A 19,049-nucleotide genomic window follows, 5' to 3' on the forward strand; every position below is an offset into this window, starting at 1 on the left:
GTAGTGGGGTGTGGTCGAAAACACTTCAAGGCCGTTACCCGGACGTGGTGGCGTTTCGACCAGCCATGAGGAGAGACTGAAGGCAGATCGTCCCGGCGCGAGCCACGCGCCGCCGGCGTACAAGGAGGCATCCACCGTGCCGCACGTCCTGGTCCTCAACGCGTCGTACGAGCCGCTCGGCGTCGTACCGCTCCGCCGCGCGCTCGTCCTCGTGCTCGAAAACAAGGCAGTCTGCCTAGAGGAATCCGGCGCCTTCATGCATAGCGCGACCCGGGTCGTGCCCGCTCCCAGCGTGGTCCGGCTCAAAAGATTCGTACGGGTCCCCTATCGGGGGCCCGTTCCACTGACCCGTCGTGCGCTCTTCGCGCGCGACGGCGGGCGCTGTATGTACTGCGGTGGCGTCGCAACCAGCGTCGACCACGTGATTCCGCGCAGCCGCGGCGGTCAGCACGTCTGGGACAACGTGGTGGCGGCCTGCCGCCGCTGCAACCACGTCAAGGCCGACCGGCACCTGCTGGAGCTCGGCTGGCGCCTGCGCCACCAGCCCGCCCCGCCCAGCGGTCTGGCCTGGCGCATCATCGGCACGGGGCACCGGGACCCACGCTGGCTCCCGTACCTCCAACCGTTCGGCGCCGACGACGCCCTGGCCCGGATCGACGGCATTTCCGCCTGAGACCGGGCCTTCGTCGTCCCCGAGCCCTGGGGACCGGTCCGCCGGTCCCCAGCTCGTGCGTGCCCGGTCACGGGGCCACGCCGTACGCCTCCACCGACCACAGCGAGTACCCGTACGGGGTCGCCCGCGTCACGCCCTGCACCCGGATGAAGCGGATGTCGCGCGCGTCCATGCGGACCGCTTCCCGGCCGCCCTTTCCGTCGCGCACGGTCGCCGCCGTGCGCCAGGTGCGACCGTCCGCGGAGACCTGCACGGTGTAGGCGCTGGCGTACGCGTCCTGCCAGGTCAGCACCACCAGGCCGACCCGGCTCGGGGCGGGCAGCTCGGCCTGCCACCAGGCGTTGTCCTGCGCCGGGGAGGACCAGCGGGTCGACGGGTCGCCGTCGGACGCCGCGCGCGCCGGGAACGCGGGGGTCTCGTCGCCCGACGAGGAGGCCGCGGCCCCCGCGATCAGGTCGGGACCGGCGGTGCGCGGATACGCCCGTACGGTCAGGACGCGCTCCTGCCCGTTGAAGACGACCGGCACCCGGTACTCGCCCGCCGGGGTGCCCGCCGCCACCGCCACCTCCACCGGGACGCTCGCCGCCGCGCCGCGCGGGACCGTGAGCGCGCCGGGCGCCTTCACGGTGATGCCCCGGGGCGCCTTGGCGCTGAGCGTGCCCTTCACGTCCGCCGGCCGGGTGGACGTTAGCAGGGCCGCCACCCGCTGCGGCTTCCCGCCGATCTCCGCGTCCGCCTCGTCCCGGGCCAGCTCCAGACGGGCCCGCGGCTCGTCCGCGAACCACGGGACCAGATGCCGTACGGACCGTACGGAGGCGGCCGGGCCGGTCACCCGGACGGCGTCGGCGCGCACACCGCGGGCGGCGCTCTGCGTCCAGCCGCTGGGCGAGAGCGGCCCGAGGCTGCGCCAGCCCACCCCGGGCAGATGCACCTGCACCAGCGCCCCGCCCTCGGCCCAGGCGACCCGCCCAGGACCGGGCCCCGGCCCCCACGCGGCGTCCTCGACGGGCTGCGCGCCCGCCGTGGCCCAGGCCGGCGGGCCCGAGCCGGGGCCGATGGAGGGGCTCGGCCCGGCGCCGGAGTCGTCCATGACCGTGACCGCCTCCACCGGGCGGACCCGGTCCAGGCGCACGGTGTACGCGTCCGGCGAGACGCTCACGTCGCCGGGCGGCCGGTCCGCGCCCGTCCAGGTGGCCGACGCCCCGGCCGCGCGGGTCAGGAACGCGTCCAGGACGCCCTTGCCGACGGTGACCGAGCCGGTGGCGGCGGCCCGGCGCAGCGGCTCCAGGGCGAGCGTGGCCCGCCAGGCGGCCGCGCCGTCGCCGTGCGCCTGCGCCTGGAGCACGTCGACGGCGGTTTCCCCGGCCCGGCCGTACCGGGCGAGCCGGTCGGCCCAGGGGCGCACCTCGTCGGCGAGCGCGCCGCTGTCCGCGAGCCGCGCGGGCGTCTGGCGCATCACCGTGAACGCCGCGCGCAGCCGCGCCGCCGCCCCGTCCCGTACCGCCGCGTCCGCCGAGCCGTGCGAGTTCCAGAACGCGTCGAGCAGCGGGCGCAGATAGGCCGACTCGGCGCTGCTGAGGACCGACGAGGAGTCGTTGCCCGCCAGCGCCGTGAGCGCCTCGCCCAGCGGCGCGTCGCCGCCCGCGAGGTCGGCGATCGCCGCCCGCCAGGAGGCCTCCGGCTCGTAACCCTGGGGGTTCCAGGCGTAGTCGGCCGCCGTGAACAGCGGGATGCGGGAGGCGGCGGCCTGCGCCATGGCGTTGGTGAGCAGGGCGGCCGAGCCGGTGGCTACGGCGGGCTCGCGGCCCGTGTAGGGGCCGAGGAAGATCCGGCCGGGCGCCCAGTCGTTCACCGGGTAGTTGTCCATCGTCACCAGCGGATGCCCGAACGCGGCCCGCGCGCCCGCCAGTTCGCGCCCGGTGATGGTGCGCGGCACCACCCCGACGCCCGTCCAGGCGACCTGTACGCGCGCGTCGAGCCCGTCCGCGAGCGCGGAGCGGTAGGTGGTGGCGCCCTCCTGGTAGTACTCGGTCGGCATCAGCGACAGCGGCTGCGCGCCCGGGTAGCGCTCGGCCAGGTGCGCGGCGACGGCGTTCGCCACGCGCGCGTGGGCGCGGGCCGCGGCGGCGGGGCCGCGCCCGAAGGTGTCCGCGTCCCGCCCGCAGTGCCACTCGCTGTAGCTGACGTCCTGGAACTGGAGCTGGAAGGCGCGCACGCCCAGCGCCCACATCGAGTCGAGCTTGCGCAGGAGCGCCTTGAGGTCCTTGTCGGAGGACAGGCACATCTCCTGGCCGGGGGCCACCGCCCAGGCGAGCGTGACGTGGTTGGCGGCGGCGCGGGCGGCGATCGCCCGGAAGTCGGCGCGCTGGTCGGCCGGATAGGGGTCGCGCCAGCGGGCCTGGCGGTACGGGTCGTCGCCCGGCGCGTAGAGGTACCGGTTCTGCTTGGTGCGGCCCATGAAGTCGAGCTGGCCCAGGCGCTGTTCGCGCGTCCAGGGCTGCCCGTAGAAGCCTTCCGTCGTGCCGCGCACGGCCGTGGCGGGCCAGTCCCGCACCCGCACTCCGGGCAGCGTGGCGTCGCCCCGCCGGTCCTGCCCCAGGAGCTGACGCAGGGTCTGCACGGCGTGGAAGAGCCCGTCCTCGCCGACCCCGTCGAGCGCGACCGTGTCCCGCCCGCCGACCCGGCCGACGCCGATCCGGTACCCGCCGGACGGCAGGTCCCCGCGCTCGGCGACCCGCAGGGCGCGCAGCGCGTCCTGCGCGCCGCTGCCGCCGACGCGGAACACCGGCCCGGCGCCCCGGAGTCCGTAGTGCAGGGTGGTGACACCGGCCTTGTCCAGGACGTCCGCGAGCGAGGCCACCGCGTACGGATCGGCGCCGGGGTCGGCGATCAGGACGGCCTCGGAGCCGAAGCGCAGCCCCGGTCCGGCGTGCTTGACGGACTGCGGCCGGGGCCAGACACCCGGGCTCTCGTCCCGTGCTGCGTCCTTCGACGGGCCCGCCGACAGGCCCGTGCCGGAGGGCTGTTCGGGGGCCGGGGGGTCCACGGGTGCCGCGAGGGCGCCGGGCGCCGCGCCGAGCAGCCCGCCGATGACGGCGACCGCGACGGCCGCCGCCCGCTTTCCGCGCCCGAAGTGCACGCCATCTCCTGTCTGAACGGGGACTTGTGGAGCTCGGATGCGCTCCAGCGCCCCATCAGGGGCGCGGGGAACTGCGCTACCAGCCACCCACGTTCCGCAGCCGAAAAAGGGACCCCCGGCAAAACGTCGCGCCGCAACCGGACCCGAGCCCACCACCCCGTGGCGAGGGTGTCAACGCGCGTGACTGTTGTGCCGGAATTGCCCGTTCCGGTGACCTGGGTCACAAGGATGCGGTGACGGTCGTGACACCCCCCACGTTGTACGTCTGGGAGTCCGCCCACGGGGTAGGGCTGCTGTGTCCCCCGTTGCCGATCCTCGTGGAGCCCTCCGTGGCCGTCTCCGCCCTTGAACAGCCCCTGACCAGCGAACCTCCGCTGGCCGACGCCGAACCGCTGACCAGCGAGCCCCCGTTGACCGAGGCGGCGCCCCTGACCAGCGAACCGACCCCGGTGGCCGCGCCAGCCGGAGCCTGACGCCATGACCCTCGCCCGGCTCGCCGCGCTGCACGGTGTCGCCACGTCCTACGCCCCGTCGGCCGACCGCACGGTCCCGGTCCCGGACGCCACGGTCGTCGCCGTCCTCGCGGCGCTGGGCGTCGACGCGGCCACCCCGGAGGCGGTGGGCGCGTCCCTCGACGCCGCCGAACTGGCGGTGGCCGCGCGTCTGTTGCCCCCGACCGTGGTCCACTGGCAGGACCCGGACCCGCCATCCGCGCCCCCCTCGCTCGCCGCGCTGCCGCCCGGCACCCGCGTCCGGGTCGAGACGGAGGACGGCGGCGGGGCCGACTGGACGGCGCCGGGCGCGAAGGCCGGGGAAGCCGCCCCCTGGCCCGACCTGCCCCTCGGCGTCCACCGGGCCACCGCCCGCACCCCCGACGGCCGCACGGCCCGCACCACCCTCGTCGTCGCCCCCGAGCGCACCCCCCAACCCCCCGCCCGCACCCACGGGTTCCTCGTGCAGCTCTACTCGCTGCTCTCCGCCCGCTCCTGGGGCATGGGCGACCTCGGGGACCTCGCCGAGCTCGCCGGCTGGGCCGGACGGGCCGTGGGGGTGGGCTTCCTCCAGGTCAACCCGCTGCACGCGGCCGTCCCCGGCACCCCCACCGACCCGTCCCCGTACCGCCCCTCGTCCCGCCGCTTCCCCGACCCCGTACACCTGCGGATCGAGGACATCCCGGAGTACGCCTACGTACGCGAGCGCAAGCGGCTCGACGAGCTGCTGAAGGCGGCGGACGCGCTGCGCCGGTCGGTGCTCGACGACGGCGAGCTGATCGACCGGGACGCGGTGTGGGCGCTGAAGCGGGAGGCCCTGGAGGCCGTCCACGCGGTGCCGCCGGCGCCCGGGCGGCGGGCCGCGTACTGCGACTTCCTGGCGCACCAGGGTCAGGCCCTGGAGGACCACGCCACCTGGTGCGCGCTCGCCGAGCGGTACGGGCCGGACTGGACCCGCTGGCCGGGCGCCCTGCGCGACCCCCGCTCGGCCGCCACCGCCCGCGCCCGGCGCGAGCTCATCGACCGGATCGACTTCCACACCCGGCTCGCCTGGCTCACCGACACCCAGCTCGCCGCCGCCCAGCGGGCCGCCAGGGACGCCGGGATGGCGGTCGGCCTCGTCCACGACCTCGCCGTCGGTGTGCACCCGGGCGGCGCCGACGCCTGGGCGCAGCAGCGCACCTTCGCCCGGGGCATGTCGGTGGGCGCGCCCCCCGACGCCTTCAACGCGCGCGGCCAGGACTGGGGGCTGCCGCCCTGGCGCCCCGACGTCCTCGCCGCGTCCGGCTACGCCCCGTACCGAGGCCTCCTGCGCAATCTGCTGCGGCACGCCGGAGCCCTGCGCGTCGACCATGTGATGGGCCTGTTCCGGCTGTGGTGGGTGCCGCAGGGTCAGGAGCCGACGGAGGGCACCTATGTGCGCTACGACGCCGAGGCGATGCTCGCCGTGCTCGTCCTGGAGGCCCACCGGGCGGGCGCCGTGGTCATAGGGGAGGACCTGGGCACGGTCGAACCCGGTGTACGGGAGGTGCTGAGCCGGCGCGGGGTGCTCGGCACCTCGGTGCTCTGGTTCGAGCGCGACTGGGCGGGCACCGGCCGCCCGCTGCCCCCGGCCGCCTGGCGCGAGGCGTGCGTGGCCACCGCCACCACCCACGACCTGCCGTCCACGGCCGCCCGCCTCACCGGCGAGCACGTCGGCCTTCGCCACCGCCTCGGGCTGCTCACCCGCCCGCTGGCCGAGGAGCAGGCCGAGGACGCGGCCGAGGTGGGGGAGTGGCTGGCCTATCTCGCCCGGCTCGGGCTGCTGCCCGAGGGCGCCCGGGGCGAGGAGGGCGCGGTGCGGGCGGTCTACCGCTTCCTGCTGCGCACCCCGGCCCGGATGGTCGGCGTGTGGCTGCCGGACGCGGTGGGCGACCGCCGTCCGCAGAACCTGCCGGGCACCTGGGACCAGTACCCCAACTGGCGCCTGCCGGTGGCAGGTCCCGACGGCCGCCCGCTGGCCCTGGAGGACGTGGTCTCCTCGCCCCGGCTGCACGGCCTGATGCGGGTGTTCGCGTCCCGTCCCGGCACCGGAACGGGGGGCGTGCGGACTCGTACGGCACCCCCGGGCGCGCGCCCCACTTAGGCGTTCGCTACGTTTGCACCGTGGACAAGAAGAACACCCTGCGCGCCGGCGCCGTGGCAGCCGGTACGACGCTGATGATGCTGCTCATGTCGGCCCCCGCCCTCGCGGTCACCCGCGACGACGGCGACGACCCGGGCTCCGGCCTGAGCGTGTTCGACACGATCGGCCTGTACGTGATCGCGCCCATCGCGCTGTTCGCGGTCATCGCCGGTCTGGTCATGGTCCTCGACAAGTCGAAGAAGGCCTGACCGACCACGTTTCACGCGCTGTGAGGCGCTTCGCGGTACGAGTTCCACTCGTACCGCGAAGCGCCTTTTCTGCGTTTCTTCGTTGCGCTCCAGTCGCCTCAGTGCGCCGAGAGCAGCTTGCGCAGCAGGCCGTTCAGCTGCTCCGCCTCCGCCGCGTCGAGCACCCCGTCCAGCACCTCGTGCTGCATCTCCAGGCCCGCCGTCACCGACTCGTCGACGATCTCGCGGCCCTTCTCGGAGAGGGTGACGCGCAGCCCGCGCCGGTCGTTCGGGTCCGGGCTGCGGCTCAGCAGCCCGGCCTTCTCCAGCTTGTCCAGCCGTCCGGTCATGCCACCGGTGGTGAGCATCAGGGTCGCCGAGAGCTGGCGCGGCGAGAGCGTGTACGGCTCGCCGGAGCGCCGTAGCGTCGCCAGCACGTCGAACTCGCCGCGCGCGATCCCGAACCGCTTGTACTCCTTCTCGATCCGGTCGCCCATGGCCTTGGAGATGCGGTAGATCCGCCCGTAGAGGGCCATCGGAACGGTGTCGAGGTCGGGCCTGACCTCCGCCCACTGCGCGGTGATGGCGTCGACGGGGTCACGGGGGGTCGCAGTCATGGGAACCAGTATCCGAGCGATGTCGATCGGGCGCAAGAAAGTTGCTTGACGAAAAGTAGCTTACGAGTAAGCTACTTCCCATGAAGCGAACCCAGAGCCGCATAGCCACCGTCGCCCTCACCGCCCTCGCCCCGATCTCCTGGGGCTCCACCTACGCCGTGACCACCGAATTCCTCCCCGCCGACCGGCCGTTGTTCACGGGCATGATGCGGGCGCTGCCCGCCGGGCTCGCGCTCCTCCTCGTCACCCGGCGATTGCCACGCGGGGAGTGGTGGTGGAAGGCGGTGGTGCTCGGGGCGCTCAACATCGGGGCCTTCTTCCCGCTCCTCTTCCTCGCCGCCTACCGGCTGCCCGGTGGCATGGCCGCCGTGATCGGCTCCCTCGGGCCGCTGTGGGTGGCCGGGCTCGCCGCGCTCTTCCTCGGCGAACGCCCGTCCCTGCGGACCCTGCTCACCGGGATCGCGGCGGCCCTCGGGGTGAGCCTGGTGGTCCTGAAGGCGACGGGGGCGCTGGACGCCGTCGGGGTCGTGGCGGGAGTCGCCTCGTCCGTGTCGATGGCCGCCGGGACCGTGTTCACCAAGCGGTGGGGGCGGCCCGAGGGGGTCGGGCCGCTGGTGCTCACCGGCTGGCAGCTCACCGCCGGCGGACTGCTCATCGCGCCGGTCGCCTTCCTGGTCGAGGGCGCGCCGCCCGCGCTGGACGGGCGCAACCTCGCGGGCTACCTCTACCTCGCCCTGGTCAACACCGCCGTCGCGTACTGGCTCTGGTTCCGCGGCATCGGCCGCCTCACCGCCACCTCGGTCACCTTCCTCGGCCCGCTGTCGCCGCTCACCGCCGCCGTCGTCGGCTGGGCCGCGCTCGGCCAGGCGCTCACCCCGCTCCAGCTCACGGGGATGGCGATCGCTTTCGGGGCGACGCTGGCGGGCCAGTACGTGCCGAGGGCGGCGAAGCCCGCGAAGGCCATGAGGCCCGAACCGTTCACTTCTCCTACAAAGACCAGTCGAAAAGATTCGATGGACGTGATGGTTTCGTCGGTGCGACGGTAGTCCGGCACCCGGCGAGAACCCGCTGGGAACCCCACCGAACCGAACGAAGGAGCACCGTCCACCGTGGCAGTCCTGGAGCGCGTCCGCACCACATCGACCACCGCGAGGGCGAGCCGGGCCGCAGGCCCCGGGCTCGCCCTCGCGGGCGTCGCGACCGTCGTCTGGTCCGGCAGCTTCGTCGCCTCCCGGGCCCTGCACGACTCGGTGCCCCCCGTCCAGGCCGCGTTCTGGCGCTGGATCATCGCGCTGGTGGCGGTGGCCCCGTTCGCGGCCCGCGAGACCTGGCGCGGGCGGGCCCTGATCCGCCGCCACTTCCGCTTCCTCCTGCTGGCCGCCCTGCTCGGCGTCACGGTCTACAACACCCTCGTCAACCAGGCCGGACTCTCCACCTCCGCGGGCAACATGGGCATGATCATGGCCGCGTCGCCGGTCCTGATGGCGCTGTACGAGCGGCTCGGCGGGCAGCGGCTCGGGGCGCGGCGGACGGCCGGGATGCTCGTCGCCTGCGCCGGGGTGCTGCTGCTCGTGAGCAAGGGCTCGCTCGCGCCGGGCTTCGCCGCCGGGGACCTGTGGATGGTCGCCGCCGCCGTCTCCTTCGCCTCGTACAGCGCCCTGCTGCGCCGCCGCCCCGCCGAACTCGGCGGCCTCGCCTTCCTGTTCACCACGTTCGCGCTGGGCGCGCTGATGCTGGCGCCGGTGTACGGGGTGAGCCTCGCGGTGCAGGGCGGCTTCGCGGCGACGCCGGGGACGGTCGGGCCGCTGGTGTACGTGGGGGTCCTCTCCTCCGCGGTCGCCTTCTTCGCCTGGAACAAGGCGATCGCGCTGATCGGCGCGGCCCGGGCGGGCGTCGTCTACTACCTCCAGCCCGTCTGCGTGGCCCTGCTCTCCTTCGCCCTCCTCGGCGAGGCGACCGGCCCGGGGCAGCTGCTGTGCATGGCGCTGATCCTGGGCGGGGTGGTGCTGGGCTCACGCCGATAGGTTGACGGGCATGCGCGCGAACGATCCCGGAGAGCCCTTCGGTCAACGGTACGAGGGTGAACGGCACGACTGGGACATCAAGAAGCTCCACATCCTGCGGACCCTGCGCGACCGGGGGACCGTGACCGCGACCGCCGAGGCGCTGCTCATGACGCCCTCGGCGGTCTCGCAGCAGCTGACCAACCTGGCGAAGCAGCTCGGCGTACCCCTTCTGGAGGCGGACGGCCGCCGGGTGCGCCTCACCGACGCCGCCCATCTCGTCCTGCGCCACGCCGAGGCCGTATTCGCCCAACTGGAGCGGGCGGACGCGGAGTTGGCCGGGTATCTGCGGGGCGAGGCGGGGCGGGTGCGGGTGGGGGCCTTCTCCACGGCCGTGCCCGCGCTGGTCGTCCCGGCGGTGCTGCGGCTGCGGCGCAGTCATCCCGGGCTTGAGGTACGGGTGCGGGAGGCTGAGGCGGCCGAGGCGTACGAGCTGCTGTCGGCCGGTTCCGTCGACCTCGCCCTGTCGCTGGCCGCGCACGCGCCGAGCGCCCGGGACCCCCGGTTCACGGTGGTCCCGCTGCTCGCCGACCCGCTGGACGTGGCGCTCCCCGCCGGCCACCCGCTCGCGTCCTCGCCGGGCCTGCGCCTGGCCGATCTGGCGGGCGAGCCGTGGATCTTCGGCGGGAGCGGGCCGTGGTCGCAGATCACGACGGCGGCGTGCGAGGCGGCGGGGTTCGTGCCGGAGCAGGCGCACAGTGCGGCGGGGTGGACGGCGATCCTGGCGATGGTGTCGGCGGGGATGGGGGTGGCGCTGGTGCCGCGCCTGGCGGCGGCGCGTCGTGAGGGCGTGGTGATGCGGGAACTTGGCGCGGACCGCCCGTACCGGCATGTGGTGGCTGCGGTGCGGCGGGGGGCGGAGGGTGGGGCGGGGGTGGGGCGCGTACTGTCCGCGCTGCGGGAGGTTTCCCCCACCCCGCCCCTTCCCTGAACCCTCCGGGGGCGGGCGTTCGGCTGCGGACCGTGGCGGGCTGGTCGCGCAGTTCCCCGCGCCCCTAAAAGCACCCCTTCGGGGCGCCCCGGGGATTGCCGCGCAGCGGCATTCAAGGGGCGCGGGGAACTGCGCGAGCAACCCAGCACGGTCCGCAGACAAACGAGGGGTCTGGGGGCGCAGCCCCCAGTAGCCCGCCCCGACCCCCACCCGGCCGCCCGCCCAGGGCTTTCGGGAAGGGGCGGGGGTGGGGGCTGAACACCCGTTACGACGACGCCGCGTCGGCCTCCCGGGCGCGGAGCGCTCGCTCCACCCCCGCTCGGGACTCCGAGATCAGGCGGCGCAGGGCCGCGTTCGGGGACGCCGAGGACAGCCACGCGTCCGTCGTGTCCAGGGTCGCCTGCGAGACCTGGAGCGACGGGTAGAGCCCCGTCGCGATCTGCTGCGCGATCTCGTGCGAGCGCGACTCCCACACGCCCTTCACCGAGGCGAAGAACTTCTCCGTGTACGGGGCGAGCAGCTCGCGCTGGTCGAACTGGACGAAGCCCCCGATCACCGCCTCCTGCACGGCGTTCGGGAGCGCGTCGCCCTCGACCACGGACGCCCACGCCTCGGCCTTCGCCGCAGCCGTCGGACGCGCCGCGCGCGCCGTCGCCGCGTGGCGCTCGCCCGCCGCCGTACGGTCCCGCTCCAGCTCCGCCGCGATCGCCTTCTCGTCGGCCCGGCCGGTCGCCGCGAGCCGCTCCACGAACGCCCAGCGCAGCTCGGTGTCGACGGCCAGGCCGTCCACCGTCTCGGTGCCGTCGAGCAGCCCCTGCAGCAGGTCGAGCTGCGCGTCCGTACGGGCCGTGGCCGCGAACGCCCGCGCCCACGCCAGCTGGTGGTCGCCGCCGGGCGCGGCCGCGCGCAGCTGCTCCAGGGTCGCCTCGGTCCAGCGGGCGAGCCCCGTCTCGCGCCACTCGGGCGCCGCGTACAGCTCAAGGGCCAGCTTCACCTGGCGGTGCAGGGACTGCACGACGCCGATGTCGGACTCCTTGGCGATGCCGGAAAGGACCAGCGCCAGGTAGTCGCGGGTCGCCAGCTCGCCGTCGCGGGTCATGTCCCACGCGGAGGCCCAGCACAGCGCGCGCGGCAGCGACTCGGCGAAGTCGCCGAGGTGCGCGGTGACGACCTTCAGGGACTCCTCGTCGAGGCGGACCTTCGCGTACGAGAGGTCGTCGTCGTTGAGGAGGACGACGGCCGGGCGGCGGGTGCCCGCCGGGAGCTCGACGGCGGTGCGCGCCCCGTCCACGTCCAGCTCGATGCGCTCGGTGCGCACCAGCTTGCCCGTCTCGTTCAGCTCGTAGAAGCCGATCGCGATGCGGTGCGGGCGCAGGGTGGGCTCGCCCTGGGCGCCGGCGGGCAGCGCCGGGGCCTCCTGGAGGACGGTGAAGGAGGTGATGGCGCCCTCGCCGTTGACCTCGATCTCGGGGCGCAGGATGTTGATGCCCGCCGTCTCCAGCCACGCCTTCGACCAGGCGGTCAGGTCGCGGCCCGAGGTCTGCTCCAGGGCGCCCAGCAGGTCGGACAGGCGCGTGTTGCCGAACGCGTGCGCCTTGAAGTACGCCTGCACGCCCTGGAAGAACTCGTCCATGCCGACGTAGGCGACGAGCTGCTTGAGGACCGAGGCGCCCTTGGCGTACGTGATGCCGTCGAAGTTGACGAGCACGTCGTCGAGGTCGCGGATGTCCGCCATGATCGGGTGCGTGGACGGCAGCTGGTCCTGCCGGTACGCCCAGGTCTTCATGGAGTTGGCGAACGTGGTCCAGGCGTGCGGCCACTTGGAGCCCGGCGCGTACGCCTGGCAGGCGATCGAGGTGTAGGTGGCGAACGACTCGTTCAGCCACAGGTCGTTCCACCACTCCATGGTGACGAGGTCGCCGAACCACATGTGGGCGAGCTCGTGCAGGATGGTCTCGGCCCGCACCTCGTACGCGGCGTCGGTCACCTTGGACCGGAACACGTACTGGTCGCGGATCGTCACCGCGCCCGCGTTCTCCATCGCGCCCGCGTTGAACTCCGGCACGAAGAGCTGGTCGTACTTGGCGAACGGGTAGGCGTAGTCGAACTTCTCCTGGAACCAGTCGAAGCCCTGCCGGGTCACGTCGAAGATCTCGTCCGCGTCGAGGAACTCGGCGAGCGAGGGGCGGCAGTAGATGCCCAGCGGCACCGACTGGCCGTCCTTCTCGTACACGCTGTGCACCGAGTGGTACGGGCCGACGATCAGCGCCGTGATGTAGCTGGAGATCCGGGGCGTCGGCTCGAAGACCCACACGTCGTCGGCGGGCTCGGGCGTCGGCGAGTTCGAGATCACGGTCCAGCCCGTGGGGGCCTTCACGGTGAACTGGAAGGTCGCCTTCAGGTCCGGCTGCTCGAAGGAGGCGAAGACGCGGCGCGCGTCCGGCACCTCGAACTGGGTGTACAGGTACGCCTGGTCGTCGACCGGGTCGACGAAGCGGTGCAGGCCCTCGCCCGTGTTGGTGTACGCGCAGTCCGCGACCACCTTCAGCTCGTTCGGGCCCGCCTCCAGACCGGCCAGCGCGATCCGCGAGTCCGCGAACACGGCGGCCGCGTCCAGCGCGGTCCCGTTGAGGACGACCTCGTGCACGGCGGGCGCGACGAGGTCGATGAACGTCTGCGCACCGGCCTCGGCGGAGTCGAAGCGCACGGTGGTCACGGACCTGTAGGTCCCGCCCTCCTGCGCGCCGCTCAGATCGAGCTCGATCGCGTACGAGTCGACGCTCAGCAGCTCCGCGCGCCGCTGCGCCTCTTCACGGGTCAGATTCGTGCCAGGCACCCGGCCATCTCCTTCAGAAAAACTCAGCTGGATCCATCAGATCGTGACGGTTCCGGCCATCCTTGCACGAGACGTCCCGGGGGCGTACAGGGCTTTTGCCCGGCGGGCTCCAGGTCCGAATTCCGCCGGTGGCGGGCGCGGCGGGTCGGCACGGTGGAGCCATGAACACGAAGACGACGGCCTTCAGCGCCCGCCCCATCCCGCCCGCCGCGCTCCAGGAGCTCCGCGCCACCGACGACGCCGGGCACCCCTGCGTCCCCTTCGCCGACGAGGAGGGCGGCGCCCCGCTGCGCTGCTGTCTGCGCCTCAGTGAGCCGGGCGAGCACATCGCGCTCGTCTCGTACGCGCCGCTGCGCCGCTGGGCGGCCGAGACGTGGGCGAAGCCGGGGGCGTACGACGAGCAGGGCCCGGTGTTCATCTGCGCGCGCTGCGACGGGCCGAGCGGCGAGGAGGTCGGCTACCCCTTCGCCCGCGCGGGCGCCCTGCGCACGGTCCGCCGCTACGACGCGGAGGGCAGGATCGTGGGCGGCCGCCTCCTGGAGATCCCCGAGGACACCACGGCGGGGTACGAGGCGGCCTTCGCGGAGGCGTTCGCGGACCCGGCGGTGGTCCTTGTCCACGTCAGGGCGCTGGAGTACGGCTGCTTCCACTTCGAGGTGCGCCGCCCCTGACCGGGCGCGCCCCCGCCACCGCGCCCGCGAAGGCCCGCACGGCCGCCGTGTCGCCGCCCCGGCGCCAGACCACCCCGAGCGCCGAGTCGGGCAGCCCGTCCACCGGGACGAACGCGATGTCGTCGCGGGCGTGGTAGTCGGCGGTGGGGCGGCACAGCAGCATCGCGCCGATGTCCGCCGCGACCAGCGTGAGCCCCTCCTGGAGCGTGGCCATGCCGGGCCCGCCCGCCGCGCCCGGCGCCTGGGCGGCGCGCCAGTAGGAGGGGGCGGGCGCGGCCGGGGCGATCAGGTCCGCCCCGGCCAGCTCGGCGGCGGACAGCCGGTCGCGGGAGGCGTACGGGTGCCGCACCGACACGGCGAGGGTCTGCCGCTGCTCGGAGAAGACGGGCCCCAGCTCCAGATCCGGCTCGGCCACCGGGAGCAGGACGACGGCGGTGTCGACGTCGCCGCGCCGCAGCGCCCCGAAGGGATCGGAGAGGGGGATCTCGACGAGATGCGGCCGGATGTCGGGATGTTCGCGCCGGAACGCCTCGATGGCCCGCATGAGATACGCGGTGGCCGTGCCCTGGAAGCCGATGCGGAGGGTGCCGGTGAGCCCCCGGGCGCGTTCCCGCGCGTGGGAGACGACGGCGGCCAGCGCGTCGTAGGAAGGCCGGAGCGCGGCGAGGAAATCCTCCCCGAACGGGGTGAGCCGCACGCGCCGGCTGGTGCGCTCCACGAGCCGCGCGCCTAGCCGCCGCTCCAGGGCGGCGAGCAGCTGGCTGACCCGGCTCTGCGAGACGTACAGCCGCTCGCCGGTGCGCCCGAAGTGCAGTTCGTCGGCGAGGACGAGAAAGCATTCGAGCTCACGGACTTCAAGGGCGCGCACAAGACCTCTCTCGGGCTGATCGATCAATCTGGCTAATCAAAGGATGAGAACTCTCCCGTTGTTCCCATGGCGCGGGGCGCGAAGGCTGTGGGGCATGGGAACGATCACTGAAAGTCCTGTGCGCGGCGGCAGTTGGAGTCCGGCGCGCGGCCGGGCGGCCGTGCTCGCGGTCGCGGCCACCACGTTCAGCGTGGTCACCACCGGGATGCTCCCGGTCGGCCTGCTGAGCCCGCTGGGGGACGCGCTGGGGGTGAGCGAGGGCAGGGCGGGTCTCGCCGTGACCCTGCCGGGTGTGGTGGCGGCCCTGACGGCCCCGCTCCTGCCGGCCCTGGCGGGCCGCGCCGACCGCCGTACGCTCCTGGTCGCCCTCGTCCTCCTGCTCGCGGCGGCCGACCTGGCCTCGGCGCTGGCACCCGGTTTCGGGGTGCTGCTGGCGGCGCGGCTGGTGGTCGGGGTGTGCATCGGCGGGGTCTGGGCGGTGGCGGCGGGCCTGGCGCCCCGGCTGGTCCGCACGGAAGCGGTGGCCCGCTCCACGGCGGTGATCTTCAGCGGGATAGCGGTGGCGTCGGTGGTGGGCGTCCCGGCGGGCGCGCTCGCGGGTGAACTGGCGGGCTGGCGCTGGGGGTTCGGGGCGGTGGGGCTGCTGGCGCTGGTGGTGGCGGGCCTGCTGGCGCGGCTGCTGCCGCCGCTGCCGCCGGACCGGGCGGCGCGCCGGTCCCGGGCGGTGGATCTGCTCCGGGTGCCGGCGGTCCGGACGGGCCTGGCGCTGGTCCTGCTGCTGGTCACGGGCCACTTCGCGGCGTACACGTACGTACGTCCGGTCCTGGAGCGGGTCGACGGGATCGGGCCGGGGGCGGTGAGCGGGCTGCTGCTGCTCTACGGGGTGGCGGGGGTGGCGGGCAACTTCTTGGCGGGCACGGTGCGCGGCCCGCGCCGTGCGCTGCTCCTGATCGCGGCGCTGCTGACGCTGACGCTGGGGGCGCTGGCGGTGTCGTCTGCCAGCGCGTTCCTGTCGGTGGCCCTGCTCGCGGTGTGGGGCCTGGCGTACGGCGGCGTCTCGGTCACCACCCAGACCTGGCTCCTCCGCGCGGCTCCCGCGGCCCCCGAGGCGGCCTCCGCCCTGTTCACGGCGGCGTTCAACGCGGCGATCGCGTTGGGGGCGGCGGTGGGTGGGGGTGTGGTGGACGGGGTGGGGGTTGCGGGGGTGTTGGTGGTGGGGGCGGGGTTGGGGGTGGTGGGGGTGGGGGTGTGCGTGCGGTCCCCGGGGTGAGGTGTTTTGCCCCCACCCCGCCCCTTCCCGAAACCCTCCGGGGGTGAGCGTTCGTCTGCGGACCGTGCTGGGTTGCTCGCGCAGTTCCCCGAGCCCCTTAAATGCCGCTGCGCGGCATCCGCTTTTAGGGGCGCGGGGAACTGCGCGACCAGCCCCCACCGGTCCGCAGACGAACGGGGTCCGGGGGCGTAGCCCCCGGGAGAGCCACCCCCACTCCCGGAGGCCACGCGGCGGAGCCGCAAATGTCACAGCGGGAAGGGGCGGGGTGGGGCCAAAACCCCGGTCGGTTAGCCGCGCAGTTCCTCCGCCACCAGCTCCGCGATCTGCACCGCGTTCAGCGCAGCCCCCTTGCGGAGGTTGTCGTTGGAGAGGAAGAGCGCGAGACCGTTCTCCACGGTCTCGTCGACCCGGATCCGGCCCACATACGACGCGTCCTTGCCCGCAGCCTCCAACGGCGTAGGAATCTCCGAGAGCTCGACACCCGGCGCCGAGGCGAGCAGCTCGTACGCCCGCTCCACCCCGATCGGACGCGAGAAGCGCGCGTTCACCTGGAGCGAGTGGCCCGAGAAGACCGGGACGCGGACACAGGTGCCGGAGACCTTGAGGCCCGGGATGCCGAGGATCTTGCGGGACTCGTTGCGGAGCTTCTGCTCCTCGTCCGTCTCGTACGACCCGTCGTCCACGATCGACCCGGCCAGCGGCAGCACGTTGAAGGCGATCGGGCGCTTGTAGACACCCGGCGACGGGAACGACACCGCGTCCCCGTCGAACGCGAGCTGGTCCGCCGCCTCGGCCACCGCGCACGCCTGGGTGTGCAGCTCCGCCACGCCCGCGAGGCCCGAGCCCGACACGGCCTGGTAGGTCGTGGCGACCATCGCGGTCAGCCCGGCCTCCTCGTGGAGCGGCCGCAGCACCGGCATCGCGGCCATCGTGGTGCAGTTCGGGTTGGCGATGATCCCCTTGGGGCGGTCCTTGATCGCTTCCGGGTTCACCTCGGAGACCACCAGCGGCACCTCCGGGTCGCCCCGCCACGCCGACGAGTTGTCGATCACGACCGCGCCCTGCCCGGCGACCTTCTCCGCCAGCGCGCGCGACGTCGCGCCGCCCGCCGAGAAGAGCACGATGTCCAGGCCCGTGTAGTCGGCCGTGGACGCGTCCTCGATGGTGATCTCGCGGCCCTCCCACGTGAGGGTGGAGCCCGCGGACCGCGCGGAGGCGAACAGGCGCAGCTCGTCGACCGGGAACTTCCGCTCGGCGAGGATGGTCCGCATGACTCCGCCGACCTGTCCGGTGGCTCCGACGATTCCGACCCTCACGGTGACTCCTTCTGTACGCGCGGGTACGCGCATGTACGGCACGGGCGCTTCCATGATGCGTCGGCGCCCGGCGGACTTGTCCAATCCATTGTCCGGGGTATGGGACGGCCCGACGCGTAAGCGGGAGATGCCTTCCCACTTGTGACGAGTTCATGGCATCTCCATTGCATCCGCACCGGAACACCTCCGTACGGCCCTTTCGCTGGTTACGGTCCTGCCGTCCGGGCCGATAAACGGTCACCTGCACCCGTCTTTCCGGAGGATTCCCGTGCGCCCATCCCGTCGCATCCGGGCCATAGCGGTCCTGGCCGCAGCCCCCGTACTCCTGGCGGCCGCCAGTCCTGCGGTCGCCCACTCGCACGACCGCAAGGACCCGCACAAGCAGGCGGAACGGCTCGCCAGGAAGCTGGTGGCGCAGGCGTCGGGGGAGAGCGCCTACCGCCACCTGGAGCGGCTCCAGCAGATCGCCGACGCCAACGGCGGCAACCGCGCCGCGGGCACGCCCGGCCACGACGCCTCGGCCGCGTACGTCTACGGACAGCTGGCGAGAGCCGGGTACGACGTCGCGTACCAGGACTTCGACGTCTACGAGTCCAAGACCCTGCGCGAGAGGCTCGCCGTCGTCTCGCCCGAGCCGCGGGAGCTGAAGACCACCGTCTACCAGTTCAGCAAGGCGACCCCGGCCGGGGGCCTCACCGCCCAGGTCAAGGCGGCCCGGGTCGACGCCACGCCCGGCTGCGACCTCGACGACTACGCGTCGGACACCTTCACCGGCAAGATCGCCCTGGTCAAGCGCGGCAGCTGCACCTTCCGGCAGAAGGAGGCGGTCGCGGCCCGGGCGGGCGCGGCCGGGATCATCCTCTACAACCACTCCGGCGACGCCCCCGTCCGCGGCACCGTGGGCGACCCGGCCAACGCGCACATCCCGGCCACCGGTGTCTCGCTCGCCGACGGCGAGGCGCTGGCCGCGCAGGTCGCCAAGGGCGAGGTCACCGTCACCCTGGACGTCGCCACCGAGGCGATCGCCCACAAGACCCGCAATGTGATCGCCGAGACGAAGGGCGGCGACCCGGACAGCGTCGTCGCGCTCGGCAGCCACCTCGACTCCGTCCCGGCCGGGCCCGGCATCAACGACAACGGCTCCGGCTCGGCCGGTCTGCTGGAGGTCGCGCTCAAGCTCGCCAAGGAGACCAAGCAGACCAAGAAGCACCCCAGGCCCACCGCCAACAAGGTGCGGTTCGCCTGGTGGTCGGGCGAGGAGCTGGGCCTGCTCGGCTCCGAGCACTACGTCAAGTCCCTGACGCCGCAGCAGAAGCAGCAGATCAAGCTGTACCTCAACTTCGACATGATCGCCTCGCCCAACCCGGCCGAGTTCGTCTACGACGGCGACGACTCCGACCACGTGGGCGCGGGCCCGGGCCCGGACGGCTCCGCCCAGATCGAGCGGCTGCTCAACGGCTACCTCGACAAGAAGCACGTCCCGCACTGGGGCAAGGACTTCGACGGCCGCTCCGACTACGGCCCGTTCATCGAGCAGGGCATCCCGGCGGGCGGCACCTTCACCGGTGCCGAGGGCATCAAGACCGAGGAGCAGGCAGCGAAGGTGGGCGGCCAGGCGGGCCAGCCGTACGACGCCAACTACCACGCGGCCGGTGACACCCTGAAGAACATCGACCGTACGTACTTCGACCTCAACATCGACGTCATCGCCCACGCGGTCGGCACCTACGCCCAGGACCTGAGCTCGCTCAAGGGCTGATCCCGTACGCGCAACTCACGGCAAAGGGCCCGGCGTTCGTCGCGAACGCCGGGCCCCTTCGCG

At 73.7% G+C, this 19,049-nt stretch carries 15 protein-coding genes; 10 read left to right on the forward strand and 5 right to left on the reverse strand.

Annotated elements, in window-relative coordinates; genetic code table 11:
* The first annotated feature begins 136 nt into the window (after nt 1-136).
* Complete coding sequence (locus tag QIY60_RS18475) at nt 137-673, forward strand: HNH endonuclease (protein ID WP_283143448.1); 537 nt, start codon at nt 137-139, stop codon at nt 671-673.
* Between the two features lie 67 nt (nt 674-740).
* On the opposite strand, the gene QIY60_RS18480 is transcribed toward QIY60_RS18475, so the two are convergent.
* Nucleotides 741-3,812 (reverse strand): beta-N-acetylglucosaminidase domain-containing protein, encoded by a 3,072-nt coding sequence (locus QIY60_RS18480; protein WP_283143449.1) that lies wholly within the window; start codon nt 3,810-3,812, stop codon nt 741-743.
* Between the two features lie 293 nt (nt 3,813-4,105).
* Between QIY60_RS18480 and QIY60_RS18485 the strand changes: the two genes are divergently transcribed.
* From QIY60_RS18485 to QIY60_RS18495, 3 genes are read left to right on the forward strand one after another with little or no spacing between them, the layout of a single operon-like run.
* Nucleotides 4,106-4,285, forward strand: a complete 180-nt coding sequence (locus QIY60_RS18485; protein WP_257584310.1) for a hypothetical protein — start codon at nt 4,106-4,108, stop codon at nt 4,283-4,285.
* Between the two features lie 4 nt (nt 4,286-4,289).
* Complete coding sequence (malQ, locus tag QIY60_RS18490) at nt 4,290-6,428, forward strand: 4-alpha-glucanotransferase (RefSeq protein WP_283143450.1); 2,139 nt, start codon at nt 4,290-4,292, stop codon at nt 6,426-6,428.
* A gap of 20 nt (nt 6,429-6,448) precedes the next feature.
* Entirely contained in the window at nt 6,449-6,676 is a 228-nt protein-coding gene (locus tag QIY60_RS18495; protein ID WP_101388341.1) for a hypothetical protein, read from the forward strand.
* Nucleotides 6,677-6,774: 98 nt separating this feature from the next.
* Here the strand turns inward: QIY60_RS18495 and QIY60_RS18500 are convergent, their stop codons facing one another.
* Nucleotides 6,775-7,272 (reverse strand): MarR family transcriptional regulator, encoded by a 498-nt coding sequence (locus QIY60_RS18500; RefSeq protein ID WP_283143451.1) that lies wholly within the window; start codon nt 7,270-7,272, stop codon nt 6,775-6,777.
* Between the two features lie 80 nt (nt 7,273-7,352).
* Here QIY60_RS18500 and QIY60_RS18505 point away from each other — a divergent pair, with 80 nt between their 5' ends.
* The 3 genes from QIY60_RS18505 to QIY60_RS18515 all read left to right on the forward strand — a co-directional run bounded on the left by QIY60_RS18505 (nt 7,353) and on the right by QIY60_RS18515 (nt 10,266).
* Nucleotides 7,353-8,318, forward strand: coding sequence for an EamA family transporter (locus QIY60_RS18505; RefSeq protein ID WP_283143452.1), 966 nt, complete (start codon nt 7,353-7,355; stop codon nt 8,316-8,318).
* A gap of 72 nt (nt 8,319-8,390) precedes the next feature.
* Nucleotides 8,391-9,296, forward strand: coding sequence for an EamA family transporter (locus tag QIY60_RS18510; protein WP_283145998.1), 906 nt, complete (start codon nt 8,391-8,393; stop codon nt 9,294-9,296).
* Between the two features lie 10 nt (nt 9,297-9,306).
* On the forward strand, nt 9,307-10,266 hold the full coding sequence (locus QIY60_RS18515; protein WP_283143453.1) for a LysR family transcriptional regulator: 960 nt from the start codon (nt 9,307-9,309) through the stop codon (nt 10,264-10,266).
* Nucleotides 10,267-10,531: 265 nt separating this feature from the next.
* On the opposite strand, the gene pepN is transcribed toward QIY60_RS18515, so the two are convergent.
* The gene (gene pepN / locus QIY60_RS18520) at nt 10,532-13,102 is read right to left on the reverse strand and encodes an aminopeptidase N (RefSeq protein WP_283143454.1); all 2,571 of its coding nucleotides are present in this window, start codon (nt 13,100-13,102) and stop codon (nt 10,532-10,534) included.
* Between the two features lie 161 nt (nt 13,103-13,263).
* On the opposite strand from pepN, the gene QIY60_RS18525 reads away from it, so the two are divergent.
* Nucleotides 13,264-13,773, forward strand: coding sequence for a DUF1203 domain-containing protein (locus QIY60_RS18525; protein ID WP_283143455.1), 510 nt, complete (start codon nt 13,264-13,266; stop codon nt 13,771-13,773).
* On the opposite strand, the gene QIY60_RS18530 is transcribed toward QIY60_RS18525, so the two are convergent.
* Nucleotides 13,724-14,641, reverse strand: a complete 918-nt coding sequence (locus QIY60_RS18530; RefSeq protein ID WP_283143456.1) for a LysR family transcriptional regulator — start codon at nt 14,639-14,641, stop codon at nt 13,724-13,726. The two genes, QIY60_RS18525 and QIY60_RS18530, sit on opposite strands and share 50 nt — an antisense overlap.
* A gap of 94 nt (nt 14,642-14,735) precedes the next feature.
* Between QIY60_RS18530 and QIY60_RS18535 the strand changes: the two genes are divergently transcribed.
* Complete coding sequence (locus tag QIY60_RS18535) at nt 14,736-15,911, forward strand: MFS transporter (RefSeq protein ID WP_283143457.1); 1,176 nt, start codon at nt 14,736-14,738, stop codon at nt 15,909-15,911.
* Between the two features lie 287 nt (nt 15,912-16,198).
* Here the strand turns inward: QIY60_RS18535 and QIY60_RS18540 are convergent, their stop codons facing one another.
* Complete coding sequence (locus tag QIY60_RS18540) at nt 16,199-17,227, reverse strand: aspartate-semialdehyde dehydrogenase (RefSeq protein WP_283143458.1); 1,029 nt, start codon at nt 17,225-17,227, stop codon at nt 16,199-16,201.
* A 268-nt stretch (nt 17,228-17,495) separates the two neighbouring features.
* Between QIY60_RS18540 and QIY60_RS18545 the strand changes: the two genes are divergently transcribed.
* On the forward strand, nt 17,496-18,986 hold the full coding sequence (locus tag QIY60_RS18545; protein WP_283143459.1) for a M28 family metallopeptidase: 1,491 nt from the start codon (nt 17,496-17,498) through the stop codon (nt 18,984-18,986).
* Nucleotides 18,987-19,049 lie beyond the last annotated feature (63 nt).

Source organism: Streptomyces sp. BPTC-684 (assembly GCF_030028635.1).
GTDB classification, from domain to species: domain Bacteria; phylum Actinomycetota; class Actinomycetes; order Streptomycetales; family Streptomycetaceae; genus Streptomyces; species Streptomyces noboritoensis.

Coding starts and splice junctions, on each gene's coding strand:
- malQ (WP_283143450.1), top strand. CDS start 4,290: ATGACCCTCGCCCGGCTCGCCGCGCTGCACGGTGTCGCCACGTCCTAC.
- QIY60_RS18500 (WP_283143451.1), bottom strand. CDS start 7,272: ATGACTGCGACCCCCCGTGACCCCGTCGACGCCATCACCGCGCAGTGG.
- QIY60_RS18505 (WP_283143452.1), top strand. CDS start 7,353: ATGAAGCGAACCCAGAGCCGCATAGCCACCGTCGCCCTCACCGCCCTC.
- QIY60_RS18515 (WP_283143453.1), top strand. CDS start 9,307: ATGCGCGCGAACGATCCCGGAGAGCCCTTCGGTCAACGGTACGAGGGT.
- QIY60_RS18525 (WP_283143455.1), top strand. CDS start 13,264: ATGAACACGAAGACGACGGCCTTCAGCGCCCGCCCCATCCCGCCCGCC.
- QIY60_RS18535 (WP_283143457.1), top strand. CDS start 14,736: ATGGGAACGATCACTGAAAGTCCTGTGCGCGGCGGCAGTTGGAGTCCG.